The following is a 25,683-nucleotide window of genomic DNA, read 5'->3' as shown; positions in this document are numbered from 1 at the left end:
GTTATGGCAAAGGCTTTTCCCTATAATACCGCCACCTCAACCCCTACCTTGCATCATAACTATATAAAGGTGAATTGACGTGATTGAGATCCTACGCGGTGCGCCGGCTTTATCGGCGTTTCGGATCACCAAGCTAATGGACGCTTGCCGAGACGCGAACCTGCCAGTAACTGACCTCTACGCTGAACATTACCACTTCGCACACCTGTCTGCCCCTTTGTCCGGCGCCCAAGCCGAGCAACTTGCCAAGATCTTAACCTACGGCCCTAAGCTAGAAGAGCATGAACCTGCAGGCAAACTGCTGCTGGTTGTGCCTCGCCCTGGCACCATTTCGCCGTGGGCATCTAAGGCAACCGACATCGCCCACAACTGTGGGTTGGCGTCGGTACAACGTCTTGAGCGTGGCTTAGCATGGTATGTCGAACTGACGGCAGAGCTGAACGAACAACAACAAAAACAGCTGCTTGGTTTAATTCACGATCGCATGGTGGAAGCGGTATTGCCGAGCTTCGACGCTGCCGCGGTATTGTTTGAGCAAGCGCAGCCAAAACCGGTGTCGTCAGTCGATATCTTAGCCGGTGGCCGCGATGCGCTGGCACAGGCAAACGTAACGCTGGGTTTAGCACTGGCAGAGGATGAGATCGACTACTTGGTGGAAAACTTCCGCAAGCTGGGTCGCAATCCCAACGACATCGAACTGTACATGTTCGCTCAGGCCAACTCTGAGCACTGTCGGCACAAGATCTTCAACGCCGATTGGACCATCGACGGCGAACAGCAGCCTAAATCGCTGTTTAAGATGATCAAAAACACCTTTGAGTCCAACCCTGAGCAGGTGTTGTCGGCTTATAAAGACAACGCTGCAGTGATGGTTGGCTCCAACGGTGGCCGCTTCTTCGCTGATAGCGATGGCAGCTACCGCTACCACCAAGAGCCGGTCCACATTCTGATGAAAGTGGAAACCCACAACCACCCGACGGCGATCTCGCCATACCCTGGGGCCGCGACTGGTTCTGGCGGCGAAATTCGCGATGAAGGCGCCACCGGTCGCGGTTCTAAGCCTAAAGCGGGCTTAACCGGTTTTACCGTTTCCAACCTCAATATCCCTGGTTATCAACAACCGTGGGAGCAACATGACTCGATCAAGGGGTACGGCAAGCCAGAGCGGATTGTGTCGGCGCTGGACATCATGACCGAAGGCCCTCTTGGCGGCGCAGCGTTTAACAACGAATTTGGCCGTCCGGCGCTGAACGGTTACTTCCGTACCTACGAACAGCAGGTGGAAAGCTTTAACGGCAACGAAGTGCGCGGTTACCACAAGCCAATTATGTTGGCTGGCGGCTTTGGCAACATTCGTGAAGATCATGTGCAAAAAGGCGAGATCCCGGTTGGCGCTAAGCTGATTGTATTGGGTGGCCCGGCGATGAACATTGGCCTGGGTGGCGGGGCGGCTTCGTCTATCGCCTCTGGCCAGCAAGCGGAGGATCTCGACTTTGCTTCGGTGCAGCGGGAAAACCCAGAGATTGAACGCCGCTGCCAAGAGGTGATCGATCGCTGTTGGCAGCTGGGGGATGACAACCCCATCGCCTTCATTCACGATGTGGGCGCGGGCGGCTTATCCAACGCCATGCCAGAGCTGGTGGATGATGGTGGCCGTGGCGGCAAGTTCCAGCTGCGGGATGTGCTGTCTGATGAAGCGGGCATGTCGCCACTGGAGTTATGGTGTAACGAATCGCAAGAGCGTTACGTGATGGCGGTGGCACCGGAAAATCTGGCCACCTTTGAAGCAATTTGTCAGCGGGAACGAGCGCCGTTTGCGGTCATTGGTGAAGCGATTGAAGAGCGCCACCTGACCGTGGCAGACAGCCATTTCGACAACACCCCAATCGACATGCCGATGGACGTGTTGCTGGGCAAAGCGCCGAAGATGCACCGCGATGTGCGTTCCGCCAGCGCCAATAGCCCCGCGTTGGACTTAAGCGGCGTCAGCGTCGCCGATGCGATTCGTCGAGTCTTACGCTTACCGGCTGTGGCAGAGAAAACCTTCTTGATCACCATTGGTGACCGTTCGGTTACCGGCATGGTGGCACGGGATCAAATGGTGGGACCGTGGCAGATCCCAGTGGCCAACTGTGCCCTGACGACCGCGACCTTAGACAGCTACCACGGTGAAGCGATGTCGATGGGTGAACGCACCCCATTGGCGTTGATCAACCACGGCGCGTCAGCGCGGATGGCGGTGGGTGAATCCCTAACCAACATGGCTGGCGCGCAAATTGGCAGCCTTGAGCACGTTAAGCTGTCCGCCAACTGGATGGCCGCAGCGGGTCACCCCGGTGAAGACGCGGGTCTGTACGAAGCGGTAAAAGCGGTTGGCGAAGAGTTATGTCCCGCCTTGGGTTTGACCATTCCGGTGGGCAAAGACTCGATGTCGATGAAGACCTCGTGGCAGCAAGATGGCCAGCAGAAGTCGGTAACTTCGCCGCTGAGCTTGGTGATCACCGCCTTTGGCCGGGTCGAAGACGTTCGCACTAACGTTACCCCGCAGCTGCGCACCGACGCCGGTGACACCATGCTGCTGTACGTTGATGTGGCCGCAGGTCAGCAGCGCTTGGGCGGTTCCGCCTTGGCGCAGGTGTACAACCAGCTGGGCAACCAAGCGCCGGACGTTGATGATGCTGCGCGCTTAAAAGGCTTCTGGTTGTTGATGCAGCAGTTGGTGGCCAATCAGCAATTGTTGGCCTACCACGATAAGGGCGATGGCGGCTTGCTGGTGACGCTGGCGGAGATGGCCTTTGCTGGCAACATTGGGATGGATGTGGACTTAGAAGGCCTAGGCGCCGATCCGCTGGCCCTGCTGTTTAACGAAGAGTTGGGCGCGGTGATTCAGATCCGCAAGCAAGACTTTGAAGCGGTGATCTCTGCGGCCATCGTCCATGGCTTAGACAACTGCATTCACGCCATTGGTCAGCCGCAGCCGGGTAACGAGATTGTGATCCGTCAAGGCGAGCAGGAACTGCTGCGGGAAGCGCGCACCGAGCTGCGTACCATCTGGGGGGAAACCACCTACCAGATGCAGGCGCTGCGGGATAACCCCGAGTGCGCCAAAGAGGAGTTTGAGGCCAAGCACAACCCGAACGATCCTGGATTATCGGCCAAGCTGAGCTTCAACCCAAGCGAAGACGTGGCAGCGCCATACATCGCGAAGGGCAGTGCACCGAAAGTGGCGATTTTGCGTGAGCAGGGGGTTAACTCCCACGTTGAGATGGCGGCGGCGTTTGATCGCGCTGGCTTTGATGCCATCGACGTACACATGAGCGACATCCTTGAAGGTCGGCTGACCTTAGAGCAGTTCCAAGCGTTAGTGGCCTGTGGTGGTTTCTCTTACGGGGACGTGCTGGGTGCTGGTGAAGGCTGGGCGAAATCAATTCTGTTCAACCCTCGTGCTCGTGAGCAGTTCCAAGGCTTCTTCGAGCGCAACGACACGCTCTCTTTGGGGGTGTGTAACGGTTGTCAGATGTTGTCGAACTTGAAACAGATCATTCCAGGTACGGATCTGTGGCCGCACTTTGTGCGTAACCGCTCGGAGCGCTTTGAAGCGCGGTTCTCGCTGGTGGAAGTGCAAGATAATCCATCGAAGTTCTTGGCGGGCATGGCCGGCAGTGTGATGCCAATTGCGGTATCCCACGGTGAAGGCCGTGCCGAGTTCGCTGATTCGGCGGCATTCCAAGCCACCGATAGCTCGGGCACCGTGGCGCTGCGTTACCTCAATAATCAGGGCCAGATCGCCTCGGCATACCCGGCTAACCCGAACGGTTCGCCCGCGGGCATTACCGGCTTAACCAGCCGTGATGGTCGCACCACGATTATGATGCCGCACCCAGAGCGGGTGTTCCGCACCGTAACTAACTCGTGGCACCCACAAGAGTGGGGCGAGGACAGCCCGTGGATGCGGATGTTCCGTAACGCTCGGGTTGAGTTGGGCTGATCTAACGTTACTCCATCGTGAGTTTGCTAAAACACCGCTTCGGCGGTGTTTTTTTATTTTTATTAGTAAAATGATTGCCTTGCGTCAATTTTCAGTGGTGGCTTGAGATAAACTGAGCTCCCCTACTGTTTACGAGTTTTGCCATCATGAGCCTGTTTTCGGCCCTGTTTCGCTGGCTAGCCCCTTCGACTCAAGCTGAAGTGCCACCGCCGTTGAATCACACCGCCACTGACGACCCTTTTTTGCAAGACAGCAATTATCGGCCTAGCGCAGCGGCGCTGAATGACCCCGCGGTGGTGAGCGGCGGCAATGTTGCGCCAATCGAAACGGATCCGATTGAAGATATCTGGGCCGATCTTGGCAGTAGCAGTGCTGACATGGGCAGTGATGAGCCGCTGTTGATGGGCTCAATGGGCATTAGCGACAACGAGATGAGCATTAACCCGAGTACGGGGCTGCCGATGCTGGATGGGATCGGCAGTGTGGATGTTGGCGGCAATGCCTTTGGTTGCGGCAGCGATATTGGTGTGAGTGACGGCATGGGCATTGGCATCGATGATGGCTTTAGCGCAAGCGATTGTTCCAGTAGCGACCTATTTTCTTCCGATTTTGGCAGTTCAGACTTTGGTGACTCCGATATTGGCGGCTTTGATGACAGTTTCTCCAGTTCGGATCCTTGGTAATGGTTGCATTGGGGTAAAAAATAAGCGGGCGGCAAATTGGTGGATTGAAGCCGCTTGTCGCCACTCTTCGGCCATGACACATTTGGCCTAACTAGCAGAGATAAAGGATGATCCTTAAGTGATTAGCTTGGCATCACGCTGATCATTAGGACGTAGTTTCATTTATGGGAAGTATTGAAGTTGCGGTGCGACAAGCCAAACAGATTGAAGCACAGTTAGAACGCCACTTTGGCGCGGAAGGACGAGGCTTGCATGAAAAGCTCTCCAGCTGTGAATCGAAGTTACCGTCAGTGTTGGTGCGGCAAATTCGTTGGATAGCGACGCTGCGTAACAAAGCGGTGCACGAAGATGGGTTTGAACTGGATGATGTGGCCGAATTTGAGCGGCGCTGTACTCACGTATTACAGCAGCTGCAACAGCTGAAAGCGCCAGAGCCATCGGTTGCGGCGTCATCAGCAGCATCGGCAGAGGCATCAGCAAAGGCATGGGCGGCGGCACGCGGTGACACCAACCCGCCACGACAGCCGAGCAAGCTAAAGCGGGTTATTGGCGCGGTGCTGTTGTTGCTGCTGTTGGTGGTTGCCAATAACCAATGGCAGCAGCACCAACGCGCAGAAGCGCGGGCTGAAGCGCGTTATCAAGCACGGTTGGATGCCAGAGTTGCCGCGGCCAAAAAAGCCAAAGCCGAAAAGGCGGAGAAAGCAGCGCAAGCGGCGCGGGCAGCCGAAGCTGCGACCGCTAACAGCAATACCAACAGCAACGTGGCGTTGGCGGCGAAGCCACAAGGCAGCAATAACGGCCGGGTATCGGTGGCGCTTAATGGCGGCAGTTTGGCGGAGAAGGCAGAGCAGGCACGCAATGAAGTGCGTGATGCCAAGCAGCAATTGCAGCAACAGCTGCAGCAAACGTTGGTGGATGGCACCCAGTTAACCTTGGGGGAGTTAGCGATAAAGCCGAACGCCGATGGCAGCGTGGACTTGTGGTTGCCACTGCAATGGCAATCCAACCCGAAGGCGCTGTTGGCAGAGCTGAATCGCTATTTCTGGGATTATAAGAAGCGCACCATCAACGGCGGCAAGGTCGATTTTTCTGATCACATGGGCAACGACAGCGTTGGCATTAAGATCCTGTCGATGTGGAATCGAAAAGACAACGTTAAGCGCCCTTATAGCGAGGATCTCTTCAGCTGGTTAACTCAGCACCAAGTAAAATTGGTTGCCTCTGTTGCCGGTAAACAAGGGCAGATTGTGCTCGCTACTGGGCGGCGTTGCAGTGTTTCTTGCAGCGGTGTTGGCGATGATCAATTTCAGATCCACACCAGCAGCAGTAAAAATGGGCCGCTGATCATGCGGAAGGACAGCAATCCGCTGGTGATCAAATCGATCCCCAAAGCGGCGTTACTGCAGGCGAAACAACTGCAAGTGCAGTTGGTGCTGAGCCACAACAACAACGTGGTGGCCAGCAGCAACCAGCCCCTAGTGCGATCGCTGGCGGCGGAGGAGATGAACACCTTGGTGGGCAACAGCGAGCAAGCCTTTGCCACCGGACAGCAGCAGATCACCAAGCTGCAGCAATTGATGCTGAACCAAACCCAGTTGGAGTTGGGCGAGATAGCCATCAAACCCGCCAAAGCCGGCTTTTCGGATGTGGTGGTGCCACTAAGCTGGCGCATGCAGCACAAGCCAATCTTAGCCATCCTCAATCAATATTTTCATGGTTACAAAGGCGCTGCTTTCAGGTACAGCAAGGTCGATTTCTCTGATCATATGGGCAGTAAAAGCTGGGGCGTGAAAGTGGTGGAATACCAAAATCGCGATGAAGCGCAAAAGCAGCCGTTCAGTGCGCGCTTGTTGCAGCAGTTAATGCAGCAGCAAGTGGTGGCCACGGTGTCTATCGGTAATCACCAAGCGCAAATCACCTTGGCGTCAGGCATGCGCTGCAGCGTCTCTTGCAGCCTTGGGGGCGATGACCAATACCACATCCAATTTCAAGCTAAGCCCGGCGAGAAAGGGCGTTTATCCAGCTACCGCGAAAACAACCCATTGGTGATCAAAAACGTGCCCAACGAGTTGCTGCAGCAAGCCAGTTCGGTTGATGCTGCGCTGGCATTGGTTCCGCTGCGATAACTGAAGCAAAGTCGTGGTTCGCATTAGCGTGAACGTGAACGCCTGCGGCAGCTAACGTCGACTGGTTAACTGCTGCTGACTACAGCCCACCAAACCCTCTACATAAGGGGTTTGCTGGGCTGTTTTTTTGTGTCGGTTTCAGCGTCATTGTTCCCTAAACTTCCTTGGTCTTACTCCAAATAAATCGTTTGTGTCTAGGCTTATAGCGAGAAAAAAGCCACAAGGATGTGAGTGATGGAGCAAGTGATTGTCAGCCGTGTTGATGGCGATGCCTTTTTTATTGAGCAAGCCAGTGGCGAGCTGCACCCGCTACGAGCTGGGGCGGTATTAAGCCAAGGGGATCTATTGATGACCAGTGCCAACGCCGAAGTGGTGTTGGTGCAATCGGATCAACCACCGTTGTTGATAGGCCCAAACCAGCACCTGCCGATTGCTCTGCCCGAGAGTCAACGCCCGTTGACGTTGGCCGAACTGATGGCCACGGAACTCACTGTAGAACAGGTGCAGCAAGCGCTGCTGGCGGGTAATGATCCTTCCAATATTATTGCGCCTCCTGCCGCCATTGAGCTCTTGTTAGCCAGTGCCCACAACAGTGGTTTAAGCGTTGGCCGCGACGGTAAATCCACCTTAGCGCAAGCGGGGCACGACACCCGCTATGGCCGCACGGAGCCGAACAACGATGAACGTGATGGGGCGGATCCGGCTGGAGCCAGTGCCAGTACGGCCAGCATTAAGCCGCTGCAGTTTCAATTGGTTGAAGGGAACCGCAGCCAAGGCAACTTGAATGCAGATACCGGCGCGAAAGGGGCGGGCTACGATCAGCTAATAACGGTTGCCGGTAAGCCGCTGGTGGAGTGGCCATTGGTGACGGATGGTGAATTTATTGGCGCGCGCTTGGTTGATCTGCCAACCGGTGAGTTATTTATCTACCCCGATGGCAGCTACTTTTTTGTGGCATTTGATAGCAGTGACCACACCCTGAACGATGCCTTACAGCAGACGCCGATTGAGCTGCAGTTTCAAGATGGCTTTGGCAGCATTGCCACCACCACCTTAATCATTACTGTGAATGACGGGGTGGATCCCCAAGGAGACAGCATCGTCCTGAGCGTGGATGACGACGGCGAGCAGCACAGTGAGCAAACGCTGTTGATCCAGCAAGGGGCGGATCCCCTTGATCTAAACAGTTTCGGCTTCGATGTGGCGGCGCTGTTGCAGCAGCTGCAAGCCTTACCGCTGAGCAGCGCAGGGGTAGCGCTGGATCTGGATAACATTGAGTCGGTGGGCAATGTCATCACGCTGTTTGATCTGCAGGGCAATCCGCTACTGAGCCTGTCGATTGTGCAGCAAGCCATCGTTAATGGGGGGGATTTAGCCATTACGATTGCATTGGATCTGCATGCCCCCTTAGATCACCCCAACGGCAGCGATGCCATCGACTTTAATGTGGTGATCAGTGGTACCGATATCGATGGTGATCCCGTCAGTGCCACAGTCGCGATGACCTTGCTGGATGCGATGCCAGAAGCCGCCGATGTCAGTGCCGCAGTAATAGAGGCTGAAGGCGGCAACAGCGTCAGCGGTAATTTGTTGGCTAACACCAACTTCAGCGCCGACGGTGCCGCCGCGGCAGGGGGCGTTACCGTGGTGAGCGGGGTGGTGTTAGCGGAGCAAACCCCGCTTGCCTCTGGCGCTTACGCTGGCTTTATTGAAGTGGCGGTGGATAACGGCACCCTGTACGTCAAAACCGACGGAAGCTACCTGTTTGTGGCTGATGACAACCTGGATCACGGCAGCGTTGATACCGACATTAACTTTGATGTGCCGTTTACCGTGGAAGACTTCGATGGTGACGAGTCCAGCGCCAACCTCAACCTGACCATCGTTGATGGTGCTGCGCCGACCGCGGAAACCGTTGCTGCGACGGTCAGTGACAGCGGCAGCAGCGCTCGTTCTGAAGATCTGGTCGAACTGCGAATTGAGCGCGGCTCTGATGAACTGGATGTTGCCAGCTTTGAGTTTGATACCGGTGCCATTTCTGCTGCCATTGCGGCGCTGAATTTAACCTCCGGCGGTGTTGCAGTGGATGGCAGTAACTTCACCTTAGTCGGCAGCATCCTAACCATTCTCGATGCCAACGGTGCGCCAGTGTTAGAGCTTGTGCTGGGCTCGCCCACCGATGATGGCGGCGACTTAGTCTTCCCCGTTATCGTTACCTCATTAGCGCCGCTGGATCACGACGGCGACCGCCTCACTTTGCCAACCTTCATTGCTGGGCAAGACACGGATAACGATCCGGTGCAGGCGCAAATTGACATTACCGTTACCGATACCGCGCCTATTGCCGCTGATGTCAGTGCTTCCGTGGTTGAAGCGGAAGGCGGCAACAGCGTCAGCGGTAATTTATTGGCTAACACCAACTTCAGCGCCGACGGTGCCGCTGCGGCAGGGGGCGTTACTGTGGTCAACGGCGTGGTATTGGCCGAACAAACACCTATTAGCTCTGGCACTTACGCTGGCTACATCGAAGTGGCGGTAGACAACGGTACCCTGTACGTCAAAACTGATGGCAGCTACCTGTTTGTGGCTGATGACAACCTTGATCACGGCAGCGTTGATACTGACATCACCTTTGATGTGCCCTTTATCGTGGAAGACTTTGATGGTGACGAGTCCAGCGCCAATCTCAATCTGACCATTGTTGATGGCGAGGCGCCGACCGCCGCGACCGTTGCTGCGACCGTCAGTGACAGCGGCAGCAGCGCTCGTTCTGAAGATCTGGTCGAACTGCGAATTGAGCGCGGCTCTGATGAATTGGATGCTGCCAGCTTTGAGTTTGATACCGGTGCCATTTCTGCTGCCATTGCGGCGCTGAATTTAACCTCCGGCGCGGTGGCCGTTGATGGCAGTAATTTCACCTTAGTCGGCTCAACCTTAACCATTCTCGACGCCAACGGTACGCCAGTGTTAGAGCTGGTATTGGGCTCGCCCACCGATGATGGCGGCGATTTACTGTTCCCGATCACCATCACCTCATTAGCGCCGCTGGATCACGAAGGCGACAGCCTCACTTTGCCAATCTTCATTGCTGGGCAAGACAGCGATAACGATCCGGTGCAGGCGCAAATTGACATCACCGTTACCGATACGGCTCCAGAAGCCGCTGATGTCAGTGCCTCCGTGGTTGAAGCGGAAGGCGGCAACAGCGTCAGCGGTAATCTGCTCAGCGATGGGGTATTAGCCACTAACTTCAGCGCCGACGGTGCCGCTGCGGCAGGGGGCGTGACCGTGGTCAACGGCCTGGTATTGGCCGAACAAACCCCGCTTGTCTCTGGCCCTTACGCAGGTTACATCGAAGTGGCGGTAGACAACGGCACCCTGTACGTCAAAACCGACGGCAGCTACCTGTTTGTGGCTGACGACAATCTGGATCACGGCAGCGTCGATACCGACATCACCTTTGATGTGCCGTTTACCGTGGAAGACTTTGATGGAGATGAATCCAGCGCCAACCTCAATTTGACTATTGTTGATGGTGCGGCCCCGACCGCCGCCACCGTTGCTGCGATCGTCAGTGACAGCGGCAGCAGCGCTCATTCTGAAGATCTGGTCGAACTGCGAATTGAGCGCGGCTCTGATGAACTGGATGCTGCCAGCTTTGAGTTTGATACCGGTGCCATTTCTGCTGCCATTGCGGCGCTGAATTTAACCTCCGGCGGGGTGGCCGTTGACGGCAGTAATTTCACTCTTGTCGGCTCAACCTTAACCATTCTCGATGCCAGCGGTACGCCAGTGTTAGAGCTGGTGCTTGGCTCCCCCGCCGACGACAACGGCGATTTACTGTTCCCGATCACCGTTAACTCATTAGCGCCGCTGGATCACGACGGCGACAGTCTCACTTTGCCAATCTTCATTGCTGGGCAAGACACGGATAATGATCCTGTGCAGGCGCAAATTGACATCACCGTTACCGATACCGCGCCTATTGCCGCTGATGTCAGTGCCTCCGTGATTGAAGCGGAAGGCGGCAACAGCGTCAGCGGTAATCTGCTCAGCGATGGGGTATTAGCCACCAACTTCAGCGCCGACGGTGCCGCTGCGGCAGGGGGCGTGACCGTGGTCAACGGCCTGGTATTGGCCGAACAAACCCCGCTTGTCTCTGGCCCTTACGCCGGTTACATCGAAGTGGCGGTAGACAACGGCACCCTGTACGTCAAAACCGACGGCAGCTATGTGTTTGTGGCTGACGACAACCTGGATCACGGCAGCGTCGATACCGACATCAACTTCGATGTGCCCTTTACCGTGGAAGACTTCGATGGTGACGAGTCCAGCGCCAACCTCAATCTGACCATCGTTGATGGTGCGGCCCCGACCGCCGCCACCGTTGCTGCGATCGTCAGTGACAGCGGCAGCAGCGCTCATTCTGAAGATCTGGTCGAACTGCGAATTGAGCGCGGCTCTGATGAACTTGATGTTGCCAGCTTTGAGTTTGATATCGGTGCCATTTCTGCTGCCATTGCGGCGCTGAATTTAACCTCCGGCGGGGTGGCGGTGGATGGCAGTAATTTCACTCTTGTCGGCTCAACCTTAACCATTCTCGATGCCAGCGGTACGCCAGCGTTAGAGCTTGTGCTGGGCTCGCCCACCGATGATGGCGGCGACTTAGTCTTCCCCGTTACCGTTACCTCATTAGCGCCGCTGGATCACGACGGCGACAGCCTCACTTTGCCAATCTTCATTGCTGGGCAAGACAGCGATAACGATCCGGTGCAGGCGCAAATTGACATTACCGTTACCGATACGGCTCCAGAAGCCGCTGATGTCAGTGCCTCCGTGGTTGAAGCGGAAGGCGGCAACAGCGTCAGTGGTAATCTGTTGGCTAACACCAACTTCAGCGCCGACGGAGCTGCGACCGCCGGTGGCGTTACTGTGGTCAATGGCGTGGTGTTGTCCGAACAAACCCCGCTTGTCTCTGGCCCTTACGCCGGTTACATCGAAGTGGCGGTGGATAACGGCACCCTGTACGTCAAAACCGACGGCAGCTACCTGTTTGTGGCTGACGAAAACCTGGATCACGGCAGCGTTGATACCGACATCAACTTTGATGTGCCGTTTACCGTGGAAGACTTTGATGGCGATGAATCCAGCGCCAACCTTAATCTGACCATTGTTGATGGTGCTGCGCCGACCGCCGCCACCGTTGCTGCGACCGTCAGTGACAGCGGCAGCAGCGCTCGTTCTGAAGATCTGGTCGAACTGCGAATTGAGCGCGGCTCTGATGAACTGGATGCTGCCAGCTTTGAGTTTGATACCGGTGCTATCACCAGTGCCATTGCGGCGCTTGGGTTAACCAGCGGCGGGGTGGCCGTTGATGGCAGTAACTTTATCCTGATCGGTTCAACTTTAACCATTCTTGATGCCAACGGCACGCCAGTGCTGGAATTGGTATTGGGCTCGCCCACCGATGATGGCGGCGACTTAGTCTTCCCCGTTATCGTTACCTCATTAGCGCCGCTGGATCACGACGGCGACAGCCTCACTTTGCCAATCTTCATTGCTGGGCAAGACAGAGATAACGATCCGGTGCAGGCGCAAATTGACATCACCGTTACTGATACCGCGCCCGTTGCTGCCGATGTCAGTGCCTCCGTGATTGAAGCGGAAGGCGGCAACAGCGTCAGCGGTAATCTGCTCAGCGATGGGGTATTAGCCACCAACTTCAGCGCCGACGGTGCCGCTGCGGCAGGGAGCGTGACCGTGGTCAACGGCGTGGTATTGGCCGAACAAACCCCGCTTGTCTCTGGCCCTTACGCCGGTTACATCGAAGTGGCGGTGGATAACGGCACCCTGTACGTCAAAACCGACGGCAGCTACCTGTTTGTGGCTGACGACAACCTGGATCACGGCAGCGTCGATACCGACATCACCTTTGATGTGCCGTTTACGGTGGAAGACTTTGATGGCGACTCCAGTGGCGCCAACTTAAACCTGACCATCGTTGATGGCGACGGCCCCACCGTGGCGGCTGCCAGTGTCAGCGTTGATGAAGCCGACAGCGGCGCGCAAGTGGCGCTGCGCTTTGAGCGCGGCTCTGATCAACTCGACGCCAGCAGTGTTGAATTTGATACCGCCGCCATCAGCGCTGCCATTGCGGCGCTGGGGTTAACTTCCGGCGGGGTGGCGGTTGATGGCAGCAACTTCAGCCTTAACGGCAATGTGCTCACCATCAACGATGCCAACGGCAATGGCGTATTGCAGCTGACCCTTGGCACTGTGGTGGATGATAACGGCGATCTGCTGGTGCCGATCACGGTGCAGTCACTGGCCCCACAGGATCACTCTGCCGCAATCGAATTGCCGATTTTCGTTACCGCAGGCGATACCGACAACGATCAAACCCAAGGGCAGATCACCGTTACCATCAACGACGATGGGGTGGTGGCCGAAGACGTGTCCAACAGCGTTACCGAAGGCCAAAGCGTCGGCGGCAATCTGCTGACCGATGGCAGCCTTGGCACCGACTTTGGTGCCGACGGCAGCGGCGGCGTTACCGTGGTCAACGGCGTGGTATTGGCCGAACAAACACCTATTAGCTCTGGCACTTACGCGGGCTACATCGAAGTGGCCTTGGACAACGGCACCTTGTACGTCAAAACCGACGGCAGCTATCTGTTTGTGGCGGATGATAATCTTAATCACAGCGGCGGCGACATCCGCTTTGAGGTGCCATTCACCGTTGAGGACAGCGACGGCAGCAGCGATGACGCGACCTTAAGTTTGACCGTCAGTGACGGTGCCGATCCGACCGCTGCAATCGCCACCGCCAACGTCAGTGACGACGTCAGCAGCGCCAGTTCTAATGATCAGCTTGAACTGCGAATTGAGCGTGGCTCTGATGAACTTGATGTTGCCAGCTTTGAGTTTGATACCGCCGCCATCACCAGTGCCATTGCTGCGCTGGGGTTAACCAGCGGCGCTGTGGCCGTTGATGGCAGTAACTTCATCTTAGTCGGCAGCACTCTGACCATTCTCGATGGCAACGATAATCCAGTGCTGGAGATCATTCTTGGGGATCCCGCCGACGACAACGGCGATTTACTGTTCCCGATCACCGTTAACCCTCTAGCGCCGCTGGATCACAATGGCGACAGCCTCACTGTGCCGATATTTATCGCCGGGCAAGACAGCGACGGCGATGGCGTGCAAGCGCAGGTTGATGTGATTATCGCCGACGTTGCCCCTGAAGCGGCAGATGTCAGTAACAGTGTGATCGAGCAAGAGGCGGGTGGCATTGTCGCTGGTGATCTGCTGGCCGCTACCGACTTTGGCAGCGATGGCGCCGGACAGGTGGTTGAAGTGGCGGGGCTGGTGTTGGCAGAGCAAACCCCGTTGGCCTCAGGCCCGTTCGCGGGCTACATCGAAATCGTGCTGGATAACGGCGTGCTTTACGTTAAGCCCGACGGCAGCTACCAGTTCGATTCTGCCGACGATCTCGATCATGGCGATCCGGAAACGGACATCAGCTTCAGTGTGCCGTTTACCGTTGAAGACAGTGACGGCAGTCGCGATGACGCCAACCTCAACCTCACCATCGTTGATGGTACCGCCCCAACTGCCGAGGTAGTGGCTGCACAGTTGGATGATGGCAGCGACAGCACCAGCGTCGAACTGCGCTTCGAGCGCGGCTCCGATGGCATCGATCGCAGCACCATCGAATTTGACGTGGCAGCGATCAGCAGCGCCCTTGCAACCCTTGGCCTCAGCAGCGCCGGTGTGCCGCTCGATTTTGCCAATTTGGTGGTTAGCGGCAACACCCTCACCATCAATGACAGCAACGGCAATCCGGTGATCCAACTTGAATTGGGCACCGCCACCAAACCCAGTGGCGATCTGCTGCAGCCAATCACCATTACCCTTTTACAGCCGCTGGATCACCGCGGTAATGCCGCAATCGAATTGCCGATCTTCGTTACCGCAGGCGATACCGACAACGACCAAACCCAAGGGCAGATCTCCGTCACCATCAACGACGATGGGGTGGTAGCCGAAGACGTGTCTAACAGCGTTACTGAAGGTCAAAGCGTCAGCGGCAATCTGCTGACCGATGGCACCGCTGCCACTGATTTTGGCGCGGATGGGGCGGCTGCAAGTGGTGGCGTCACCGTGGTTAATGGCGTGATCTTAGCCGAGCAAACCCCGTTAACCAGCGGCGCTTACGCGGGCTACATCGAAGTGGCGGTAGATAACGGCACCTTGTACGTCAAAGCTGATGGTAGCTATGTGTTTGTGGCGGATGACAATCTTAATCACAGCGGCGGCGACATTCGCTTTGAGGTGCCATTCACCGTTGAGGACAGCGACGGCAGCAGCGATGACGCGACCTTAAGTTTGACCGTCAGTGACGGTGCCGATCCGACTGCCGCAATCGCCACCGCCAACGTCAGTGACGACGGCAGCAACGCCAGTTCTAATGATCAGCTTGAACTGCGAATTGAGCGCGGCTCTGATGAACTTGATGTTGTCAGCTTTGAGTTTGATACCGCTGCCATCACCCGTGCCATTGCCGCGCTGGGGTTAACCAGCGGCGCTGTGGCCGTTGATGGCAGTAACTTCATCTTAGTCGGCAGCACTCTGACCATCCTTGATAGCAATAACAACCCAGTCTTAGAGTTGATCCTTGGCGATCCAGCCGACGACAACGGCGATTTACTGTTCCCGATCACCGTTAACCCATTAGCGCCGCTGGATCACGACGGCGACAGCCTCACTGTGCCGATATTTATCGCTGGGCAAGACAGCGACGGCGATGGCGTGCAAGCGCAAATTAATGTGTTGGTTGCGGATACTGGTGTTGCAGCGGCAGATGTCAGTAACAGCGTGGTCGAGGCCGAAGGGGGCAGCAGCGTCAGCGGTAATTTGCTGACCGATGGGGTATTAGCCACCAATTTCAGCGCCGACGGTGCTGCAGCCGCCGGTGGCGTGACCGTGGTCAACGGGGTGGTATTGGCCGAGCAAACCCCGCTCAGCTCTGGTGCTTACGCAGGCTATATCGAAGTGGCGGTGGATAACGGCACCCTGTACGTCAAAGCCGACGGCAGCTACGTGTTTGTGGCTGACGACAACCTTGAGCACGGCAGCATCGATACCGACATCAATTTCGATGTGCCCTTTACCGTGGAAGACTTTGATGGAGATGAGTCCAGCGCCAACCTTAATCTGACCATCGTTGATGGCGAGGCGCCGACCGCCGCCACCGTTGCTGCGACCGTCAGTGACAGTGGCAGCAGCGATCAGGTCGAACTGCGAATTGAGCGCGGCTCGGATCAGTTAGAACCCAGCAGCTTTGAGTTTGATACCGATGCCATTAGCACCGCCATTGCTGCGCTGAATTTAACCTCCGGCGGGGTCGCCGTTGATGGCAGTAACTTCACCCTTGTCGGCTCAACCTTAACCATTCTCGATGCCAACGGTGCGCCAGTGTTAGAGCTGGTATTGGGCTCCCCCGCCGACGACAACGGCGATTTACTGTTCCCGATCACCATTACCTCATTAGCGCCGCTGGATCACGACGGCGATCGCCTCACTTTGCCGGTCTTCATCGCTGGGCAAGACAGCGATAACGATCCGGTGCAGGCGCAAATTGACATCACCGTTACTGATACCGCGCCCGTTGTTGCCGATGTCAGTGCCTCCGTGGTTGAAGCGGAAGGCGGCAACAGTGTCAGCGGTAATCTGCTCAACGATGGGGTATTAGCCACCAACTTCAGCGCCGACGGGGCCGCTGCGGCAGGGGGCGTTACCGTGGTCAACGGCGTGGTATTGGCCGAACAAACCCCGTTAACCAGCGGTGCTTACGCGGGCTACATCGAAGTGGCGGTGGACAACGGCACCCTGTACGTCAAAACCGACGGCAGCTATCTGTTTGTGGCTGACGACAACCTCGATCACGGCTCACCCGAAGCGGACCTCAATTTCGATGTGCCCTTTACCGTGGAAGACTTCGATGGTGACGAGTCCAGCGCCAATCTCAATCTCACCATTGTGGATGGCAGTGGCCCAACGCTCTCTGGGCTGAATTTAGCGGTGGATGAAAGCGGCGGAAGCAGCGATAGCGGTACCGTGTCGCTAAATCGTGGCTCGGATCAGCTCGATCTGAGCAAACTCGGCTTTGATGTGGCGGCCACCATTGCGGCACTGGACAGTGCTGGTTTGGCGGCAGTCAGTGGTGCCATTGATGCCGATGCCACCAGCGTTAGCGGCGGAGTGATGACCCTATATGATATTCACGGCACCGCAGTGATGACCATCACCCTGGGGCTGCCCAGTGTGGATAGCAACGGCGATGCCACGGTGCCCGTGTCGGTTAACTTATTGCAGCCATTCGATCACGATGACGACAGCCTAACGGTACCGGTGGTGTTGCAAGCTGGAGACAGCGACAGCGACAACGACATCGGCAATGCCACCATCAACATTGAAGTGACCGACGGCGAACCGTTGGTGCCTGTAACCGCAGTCGCCACCGTAGTGGAAGGGCAAAGCAGCACCGATGTCGATCTGCTCGCCAATGCCGAGTTGGGCATGGACGAAGGGGTGATCACCGCAGTTAATGGAGTGGCACTCAGCGCCAGCAACTTCATCAGTGACATTAGCGATCCTCACTTTGGTTATCATGGGATCGACACCCAATACGGCACCGTATACATCAAAGCGGACGGCAGTTATCACTTTGACGCGGATCCCGATTTAGACCACGGCAGTGCTGAACTGCTGCGCGAAACCATTGCCGTGACAGTGACCGACGGCGATGGCGATCCGGTAACCGTGAACTTAAGCCAAGCGATCAGCGATGGCGCTGCCCCCACCAGCACTGGCATCGCAGGCTCGGTCATGGTCAGCGAAACCACCGGCCTAACGGACACCAGCCAAACGCTGCGATTTGAGCGTGGCAGCGATCCCATTGCCGCAGTAAAGCTGGATCCAGTAGCAACCGCGGCCGCCATCGTGGCGCTGTTTGGTGGGGCAATCCCCACCAGCAATGGCTCCGAGCTGGATCTCGATAACATGACATTAAGTGCCGACGGCAGCCAATTGGTCATCAGCAATCTACTGGGCGAAGCGGTATTGCAGATCGATCTCAGCAGCGTCAGCGTAGACGGCGATGGCCACTGGGATCTCACCCTAACCACCACCTCGTTACAGGGGCTGGATCACATCAGCAGCGACGCCATTAACTTACCGGTGGTGATCACCGCGACCGATCAAGACAACGACAGCGTTAGCCAACAAGCGCAAGTGGTGGTGCTGGACTCTTCGCCAGTGCCCAGTGACGACAGCGACATCATCATCGAAGGTGAGATCAGCAGCGGCAATCTGTTGAGTAATGATCAGTTGGGCACCGATGGCGCGTTGATCAATGCCATTCGCATTGATGGTGCTGTGCTCGATCCAGCCCAAGCTGGAGTGCTTGAGTTTGCGGTGGGGGCCAGCCCATTAGTGCTGCAAACGATCTCGGGGGAATTGACGATTGCCGCCGATGGCAGCTGGAGCCTTAACACCCACGATAACCAATCCCACCCTGGCGATGTGGCTATCGACATTCCGTTCCAGTATCAGCTTACCGACAACGATGGCGACGCCAGTGAGTGGGCCGATGTGGATCTCAGTGTGGTGGATGGGGCAGTGCGGCTGGGCGGCGAAAGCGCCAGTCAAACCGTCACCGAAAAAGATCTGGCCAATAATGCTGGCAGCAGCACCTACCCACGCACTGTCACCACCAATCTGGCTATCGAGAACAGCGGCAGTGATCAACTCGATCACAGCACCTTTGGCATCGACATGGATCTGGCCAACCTTGCGGCCGAATTGCAGGCCGAGATCACCAGCTCAGGCAACAGTGTTACCGCCACGGTTACCGCCACCAGCATCAGCTTGGTGGATAATGTGACGGGCGAGGTGGTGCTTAGCATCAACTACAGCATAAGCGACGTGGCCGGGGTGCCAACGGTGCAAGTGACCACGGTGTTGAGTGCGCCGCTGGATCACATCAAAGCCAACGACAGCAGCAACGGCGCGGTAACCATCAGCGGCAGCAACATCGCCATTGATGTGCCGTTGCAGCTGGAAGACGGCGACGGTGATCCGCTGCAGCAACCGATAGCGATCACCACCAACATCAAAGATGGCAGCAAGCCCGCCATCAGCTTAACCGAACGTGCCGAGCTGGATGAATCCGACCTGTCTGCCGGAGTAAGCAGCATCAGCGATACCGGCACCGTGTTGATTAAAGTGAACAGCGATCAACTGAATACCGATTCGCTGCGCTTTAAAACCAACGGCCACACCACCCTCTACTCCAATGGCGAAAAAGTGGTTTATAGCCTCGATCCGGCGGATCCCAGCGGACGCACGTTGTTAGGAAAAGTGGGCGACACCCTCGTGCTGAGTGTCGAGATGACCACCCCGTTAGCGGCGGACGGCAACACCGCCGTCAGTTACACCGTTACCCAGTATCAACCGCTGGATCAGGGCAGCAGCCAAACCGCCAACTTTAAAATCAAAGTGTCCGATGTCGATGGTGATACCCGCGGCGGCACCATTAAGGCCGACTTTAGTGATGGCGATGGCAGCAACTTAAGCCTGAGCAGCAACAGCCATCAACTGAGCGAACACGACATTGGCGATGACGCCCAGCAGATCAATGCGGACAACAGCGGCGAGTTAGGCAACAGCGGCACCTTAACCCTAACCACCGATACCGATGCGGTCAGCAACCTCTATTTTGATTTCAGCGAAGGGCAAGTGCTGAGTGGCGTTAGCCATGATGGCCAGCCAGTGCAGCTGTTTCAGGTTGATGGCGTATGGCAAGCGTGGAGCATGGATGGCGCCAGCCAAGATACCTTAATCTTCACCTTAGAATCCCCCATGGCGCTAGACGATGGTTTTGAAGTGGCCGCCAACAGCACCGCGCAGGTGCCTTATCAGATCAACTGGCACAGCTTTATTGATCAACCGCCGGGCAGCAACAGCGTAAGCATTAACTTACCGGTGGTGGCGGTTGACGCCGATGGCGACAGCAGCAGGGCCAACATTACCTTAACGGTGTTGGATGGCGCGGATCCGAGCGCCAGTGCCGGAGTGGATCCCGCCGCCGTTACTGAAGTCAATGGCGGTGGCAGCGTCGACATCAGCGGCGCGGTTTTGCCCAGCCAAGGATCAGACTTTATCCGCTACGAAGTGGATACCGCCGCCCTGCAAACCAGTTTGGATGGCCTCAGCAGCGACAACAAGCCCCTTACCGTGGCCCTAGTGAATGGGGAATATCTGGTCACCCGGCCCGATGGTAATGGCGGCACCGAGACGGTGATGATCATCACCTTCAATGGCCGTGGCGGCTATAACATCGAGCTGTTGGACAACCTTGATCACGATGGCGCAGGTAACGACGCCAGCCTGAGCTTTGGCCTGCCGATCCGCTTGGTCGACTCCGATGGCGACAGCACCACCGTAACGCCGCAGATCACCATTAACGATACGGTCGCCATCAGCGCGGATGACAGCCTAAGCCTGGATGAAGGCGACAGCGTCAGCATCAACGCCGCCCAAGGCTTATTAAGCAACGATGATTTAGGCAGCGATGCCGATGGCGCCCAGATCACCACCATTCGCTACGATGGCATCGAGCACCCCTTAATCGGCGGCACCGTTACCATCACCACCGATTTGGGCAACCTAACCGTGAACAGCGATGGCAGCTGGTCGTTCAGCGCCAGTGCTGGCCTTGATCATGGCGGCGGCAGCACCCTAGTCGATCAATTTGATTATCTGCTGGAAGATGGCGACGGCGATGCCGATTGGGGTAACGCCAGCATCCGCGTGGATGACGACAGTGTGCAGCTAACCGCCAACGGTGGCCAAGGTGTCGAGGATGCCGCCAGCATCGCCTTAAGTGTGGCGATCTACCTTGGCGATGTTGATCAAAACGATCTGGTGGGCGATGTGTTGATCGACGCCCCCGATCCGGCAGCGGGAACGTTGTACCTCAATGGCGTTGCTCTAACCATCAATAGCGATGGTCAGGTATTGATCCCCAGTAGCGCCCTGAACACCAGCGTTAGCGCCGATGGCAGCACGCTGAGTGTCAACGGCCTGACCTTTGTGCCCGTGGCGGATTACGCCGACAACAGCGCTGGTGGCCCCTTGACTTTGGGGGTAAGCGTTGCAGTAACCAACGACATTGATGGCACCGTTACCCTAACCGACAACCTGACCATCTCGGTGCTGGCCGAAGCCGATGAGATCACCTGGTTCGACCGCGATCTGCAAATCAACGAGGATCCCGGTGGCGACGGCGAGCTGTTATTTCAAAGTGCCGCCAACCCCGATGGCATTGCCGCGGGTGGCAACGACGACGACGGCTCTGAGGTGCTCAGCTATCGCATCGATTCCATTCCCGATGGTTTTAGCCTGTTTCTCGATGGCGAGTTAGTGCTCGCTGGCACCGAACTGACCGAGGCACAAACCTTACGGGTAACGGTAAAAGCCGATGAACACGATGCCGGCCAATACACCATTGGCATTACCGCCATCAGCACCGAGCAAGGCAGTGGCGATCAGATCAATGTGCAAACCCGAGAGCACAGTGCCGACATCACCGTTGATGTAGTGCCCGTGGTTGATACCCCAACACTCAGCTTTGCCGTGGCGGGGGCCGGTGGCAACGAACGAACCATTAAAAGCGATGAAGATCAGCTGATCAGCTTTGGGCAGTACCTGAACTTCTCTAGCCCAGACAGCAACGAAATCACCTACCTGCGGGTTGAGGAACTCACCAGCGATGGCGACAAAGGCTTAATCTGCATGAAGCAGGGCGACACCTATGTGTCGTTGAGTGATCTGGTGGCCACGGGGCAGCCTCTGCCCGATGGCATTCACTGGGATGGCAGCGGCTTTATCATTCGTGCTGACGTGCTGGACGACATCGGCTACCAGCCCGACGAAGATCGTAACTCCGCGAACTTCGATGATGTGCGCTTGGCCTTTACCGTGATCAGCGAAGAGATCAGCCAAGATGGCATCGATCCTCTCGATGGCTTTAGCACCGCCACCAGCGCCGAAACCCTGTATCTGAACTTTGATATTCAAGGGGTTGCTGATCAAACCGAATTAACCGACGGCGACGGTTATCGCAACCAGCTGGATGAGGACGGCCAGCCCACCGGCACCTTCTTAAGTGATACCGATGAGGATCAGCCGCTCAGCATTAACCTGAATCTAAGCAGTGGCGATGGCGATGGCTCGGAAGTACTGAACTTCTTGCTGCGGCAGATCCCGCCCGATTTTGTTATCGCCGACAGCAGCGGCAATCCACCGCCGATAGCGGGCTTTGAAACCATCGAATACAACGGCGTTACCGTTACGGTACCGATCTACCAAATCACCGCGGCGCAGATGGAGGCCGGCACCTATCAGATCACCCCCCCGGCCGATTTTGGCGGTGACGTGGCGTTGCTGCTTACCTCGCTGGTAACCGAAACCGACGGCGACGCCCAAGAGTTTGATAACCCCCTGATCTGGACCATCACCCCAACCGTCGACAGCAGCGACACCAGCGTCAATGTCTCCGGTCGTGAAGTGGTGCTGGATGACGACGGCGACTACTTGTCAGGCGGGATAAGTGTGGTGAAATCCAACCGTTGGTTGGGGGACCGCGACGGTTCAGAACGGATTGACGATGTTGCCATCAGCGTGCCAGACGGCTTCGCCATCTGGTACAACGGCGCGCTCTATACGGAAATTGCCTCGGTAGCCGCGCTCATTGGTGGCGACAGCAGCGATGTGAACGCGCTGCTGGATAGCGGTGGCCTAGTGGTGGTACCGGTATTGGATGATGGCGGCAGCTTAGTGATCGATACTGATGCGCCCACCCCCAGCGATGGCGCCAGCATCCTATTGCTGACGCTCATGATCACCGACGAACAGAACGGCCACAGCAGCGACAGCGCCGTGGCGGTTGATGTGAGCCTGACGATGAACTGGTCGGGGGAAGTGGATGGCGAAAGCCTCAGCGGCGACGACAGCAACAGCGAGGAAAATACCGGCTTAGTCAGCCCTGCCGATACCGTAGTCAACGTCGGTGGGCTGCTGCAACTGGGCGATCTCATCAGCTTTGTCAGCACCGATGTGGATGGCTCCGAACAGGTAGAAAAATACCGAATTGAACTGCCCGATGGCGACAACTGGTCGCTGCAGGATGCCGATGGCAACCCCATCGGCGTGCATGCGGGCGATGGCGTGTGGTTACTGGCTCAAAGTGATCTTGCCGGAGTGGTGCTGCAAGGCCACAGCGACGGCAGCTTCGACATCACCGTAACCGCCTTGATCAGTGACCAAGGGGATCTGGAAGCACGACAAACCACCTTTACCGCCGAGCTGAGCGATACCGTGGCACAAAACAGCGGCAGCAGTGGCGATGGGGTGGTTGGGGCGATACTTGGCGAGCTGTTTCTTACGCCGGTTGATGGCGCCGAGGATGGCGTTGATGCCGATGGCAACCCACAGCCCGCCGGTTGGCTCGGCCATGTTGATGTGAGCGCCCACGGCGATGGCAATGACGTGGTTAACTACCGCATCGACATAGCTGATCTGCCCGCCGGTGCCAGTCTCAGCGGCAACGTTACCGAGATCTGGGGCAGCGGCGGCGAGCTGCTCGGTTATGTCATTAATCAAAGTGACCTCAACAGCGTTGCGATTGACTTGGCCGCACATCAGTCGGGGGAGTTTGCTATCCCAATCACCGTGGTGATCACCGATCCCCTGAGCGGCGACACCTACCACGATGCCGAAGGCAATCTGCCCGTGGCCACCTTGAACTTACAGATCGCCGCGGTTGCCGATGGGGTAACCATTGGCGTGAACGGCCAGGGGATTGAAACCGAAGATGTGGCCGACGCTGATCGCTTTAACTTAGGCTTAACCCTTAACCAGCACGATAACGACGGCTCAGAAACCATCACCCAGGTGCTGTTAACGCCTCAAGCGGGATTAACCCTGTTTGGCGATGGTTTGCAGTTAACCGATGCCGGTTATCTGCTGGAACGCGGCGCCGATGAAACCGACGCCGAATTCCAAGCCCGCATCGATTCCATTCAATTCCACAGCGAAGCGGGGTTAACCCATAACCTGGATATTGGCGTGCAAGTCACCACCATTGATGAAAACAGCCTCGGCAGCGACACCATTACCCAGCAGGCGGATCTGTCGGTGTTTGTTGCCCCCATCAACAACGGCGTGGTGTTGTCGGTGGCCGACGCCAGCACCAGCGAAGATAACGAGTTTGTGTTAACGGGGCTGGCTGCAGTGTTAACGGACAGCGCCGAAACCATGTCGTTGCTGCTTGAGGGGGTGCCAGCGGGCAGTTTCTTATGGATCAACGGCACAGCGGTGCCCCATAACGGCGACGGTGTCTGGCAGATCCCGGTGGCGTGGCTGAATGCCGATGGCAGCGTGCCAGACATTACCGTGCGACCACCGGATGACGTATCGGGGGAGTTCACGCTCACCCTGCGTGCCATTAGCCGCGACGACGAAGTAAGCGAGTTTGCCGAAGACAGCGCCAGCTTTACCGTAACCATCAACCCAGCAGCGGATGACATTGCCCTGCTGGCAGACAGCGCAGTGAGCGGGGCCGAAGGGGAGCTGATCGACATCGGCTTTGATCTGCAAACCAGCGATCTGGCCAGCAGCGACAGCGACAGCGCCGAAGCGGTGTTGTTAACCTTCAGTCTGGATCCCAGTTCCGATCCCAGCCTTAGTGGCGGTGATGGCACTCCGCCAAGCGTGATTGTCGATGGGGTTGAATACCCCTTGGTGCTGCAAGAGGGGATCTGGCAAGTGCAGGTTGAAGTGGCGGGCAGTGCCGATAATCAACTGCTTGAGGGCATCGTCTTCAACAGCGGCGACGGCTTTGGCAGCGGCCGCTTGAACGTCAGCGCCGAAGCGATTGACCGTACCACCGGCCTGCCCAGTGACAGCGGTGATCCCATCAGCACCAGCATTGATGTCAGCATCACCCCCACGGCGGATCTGCCGCAACTTATCGTGCCAACCAACTTGGTCAGCGACGGCAGCGCCATTGCACTGGCCATTGCGGTCAGCGTGGTTAACCCCGCAGCGGGGGAAGTGACCGTGGTGATTAGCGGCATCGATTCCGGTCAGTTGCAAGACGCCGCTGGCAACCCGCTGGGCATCGTGTTGGCGAACGGCGATGTGCAGTTGGATGCCACCGAGCTGGCGGGGTTGCAATGGGTTGGCGCCGCTGATGGCAGCCACAACCTCGGCGTTACCGCAACGTCAGCCATTGATGGCGCGGGAGCCAGCAGCAGCGGCATGATCACCGTTGACGTGGATGCCAGCGATGGCGGTGCCGCAGGCATTGGCGTGATGGACGCGGGGTTAATGTTTGATAGCGAGGACGATCTCGACAGTACCGTGATGAGCGAGCGGCCAACAACGGCAGTCGACACCAGCGGCTTTGAACTGCAAACCATCGATTTGGGCGAGCTGTTCCAGCATCCAGACGAGGAGCAAACCTTAGAAAACTTGCTGCAAAACGCCGAGCTTTCAGTGGGTGAAGCCGATGAAAATGGCTTGGTCGATATTGTCGTTGCGCTGCCTACGGGCGAGGATTCTTTGGTGCTCAATGATGTTGATATTAAAGAGTGGGAGGTCAGCGTGGACGATCCCGATGGCTTCATGGATAAATTTGTTGAAGAGTTCAACCAGCGTCTGCAAAACGGCGAGTAATCGCATATTTCGCCAGCCGCTGGACGAGCTTCGATTGGCTGCAGCCGTAAGCGAGCGCTGGCGAATAGCGATGGGCTGT

General features: G+C 56.9%; 4 protein-coding genes. All 4 read left to right on the top strand.

Annotation, left to right across the window (positions count from 1 at the left end; genetic code table 11):
• The first annotated feature begins 82 nt into the window (after nt 1–82).
• The gene (gene purL / locus Q0796_RS12930; RefSeq protein WP_298443955.1) at nt 83–3,988 is read left to right on the top strand and encodes a phosphoribosylformylglycinamidine synthase; all 3,906 of its coding nucleotides are present in this window, start codon (nt 83–85) and stop codon (nt 3,986–3,988) included.
• Nucleotides 3,989–4,134: 146 nt separating this feature from the next.
• Nucleotides 4,135–4,671: a hypothetical protein gene (locus tag Q0796_RS12925; protein ID WP_298443926.1), complete on the top strand. Its 537-nt coding sequence runs from the start codon at nt 4,135–4,137 to the stop codon at nt 4,669–4,671.
• A 164-nt stretch (nt 4,672–4,835) separates the two neighbouring features.
• Nucleotides 4,836–6,797, top strand: a complete 1,962-nt coding sequence (locus tag Q0796_RS12920; protein ID WP_298443925.1) for a hypothetical protein — start codon at nt 4,836–4,838, stop codon at nt 6,795–6,797.
• 234 nt (nt 6,798–7,031) lie between these two features.
• Entirely contained in the window at nt 7,032–25,604 is an 18,573-nt protein-coding gene (locus tag Q0796_RS12915) for a retention module-containing protein (RefSeq protein WP_298443923.1), read from the top strand.
• The last annotated feature ends 79 nt before the right edge of the window (nt 25,605–25,683 follow it).

The organism is uncultured Ferrimonas sp. (genome assembly GCF_947489035.1).
GTDB lineage: Bacteria > Pseudomonadota > Gammaproteobacteria > Enterobacterales > Shewanellaceae > Ferrimonas.
Note: the sequence above shows the minus strand (reverse complement) of the source record. Positions and strands in the feature narration are given on the sequence as shown.

What these genes read in the sequence shown, in the direction of transcription:
- Q0796_RS12915 (WP_298443923.1), top strand. Translation starts at nt 7,032, where the DNA reads ATGGAGCAAGTGATTGTCAGCCGTGTTGATGGCGATGCCTTTTTTATT.
- Q0796_RS12920 (WP_298443925.1), top strand. Translation starts at nt 4,836, where the DNA reads ATGGGAAGTATTGAAGTTGCGGTGCGACAAGCCAAACAGATTGAAGCA.
- Q0796_RS12925 (WP_298443926.1), top strand. Translation starts at nt 4,135, where the DNA reads ATGAGCCTGTTTTCGGCCCTGTTTCGCTGGCTAGCCCCTTCGACTCAA.